We start from the raw sequence: 483 nt of genomic DNA on the forward strand, positions 1-483 counted from the left end.
GAGTTCTCCGGCGGCCAGCGCCAACGCATCGGTATCGCCCGGGCCTTGGCGCTCAAGCCCCGGATCGTCATCTGCGACGAACCGGTCTCGGCCCTGGACGTCTCCGTCCAGGCGCAGATCCTCAACCTGCTCTGCGACCTGCAAAGCGAATTCGACCTCACCTACATCTTCATCGCGCACGACCTGTCGGTGATCCGACACATGAGCGACCGGGTCGGGGTGATGTACCTGGGCCGGCTCGTGGAGATCGGGGACAGCGAGCAGGTCGCGACCCGACCCGCACACCCGTACACCAAGGCCCTGCTGTCGGCGATGCCTTCCGGAGGGACCTCCGGCCGAGGAGGACAACGGATCGCGCTGCGCGGCGAACCCCCGTCCCCGAACTCGCCGCCCCAGGGCTGCTCCTTCCATCCGCGCTGCGCGCACGCCGACGCCGGGTGCGCCGCGCGGCGGCCGGTGCTGCTGGAGGGTCCGGACACCGTC

General features: G+C 70.0%; 1 protein-coding gene. It reads left to right on the top strand.

Annotated features, from left to right (window positions below; genetic code table 11):
- The coding region (locus GT354_RS13410; protein WP_161356529.1) for an ABC transporter ATP-binding protein at positions 1 to 483 on the top strand (483 nt) is incomplete at both ends.

Source organism: Streptomyces sp. SID3343 (assembly GCF_009865215.1).
Taxonomy (GTDB): Bacteria; Actinomycetota; Actinomycetes; order Streptomycetales; family Streptomycetaceae; genus Embleya.